We start from the raw sequence: 595 nt of genomic DNA on the forward strand, positions 1-595 counted from the left end.
TAAAAAAAGATGAAAAAAGGTATTGACAAGAAGAGAAGGAGATGATATACTAAGATAGTTGTCGCTTGAGGGGCGACAAAGACCTTTGAAAACTGAACAAGACGAACCAATGTGCAGGCGACTGTTTAAGAAGACAGTCCGTCAAACATTAAGAAGAAACAATAAATCTGTCAGTGACAGAAATGAGTGAGAGCTCAAACTTTATATGAGAGTTTGATCCTGGCTCAGGACGAACGCTGGCGGCGTGCCTAATACATGCAAGTAGGACGCACAGTTTATACCGTAGCTTGCTACACCATAGACTGTGAGTTGCGAACGGGTGAGTAACGCGTAGGTAACCTACCTATTAGAGGGGGATAACTATTGGAAACGATAGCTAATACCGCATAACAGTATGTAACACATGTTAGATGCTTGAAAGATGCAATTGCATCGCTAGTAGATGGACCTGCGTTGTATTAGCTAGTAGGTAGGGTAATGGCCTACCTAGGCAACGATACATAGCCGACCTGAGAGGGTGATCGGCCACACTGGGACTGAGACACGGCCCAGACTCCTACGGGAGGCAGCAGTAGGGAATCTTCGGCAATGGGGG

The 595-nt window shown here is 45.7% G+C and carries 1 rRNA gene; it reads left to right on the top strand.

Annotated elements, in window-relative coordinates:
• Window positions 1–201 precede the first annotated feature (201 nt).
• Window positions 202–595, top strand: a 16S ribosomal RNA gene (locus HMPREF2876_RS03865); the annotation flags it as partial.

The organism is Streptococcus sp. HMSC073A12 (assembly GCF_001812815.1).
Lineage (GTDB): Bacteria > Bacillota > Bacilli > Lactobacillales > Streptococcaceae > Streptococcus > Streptococcus vaginalis.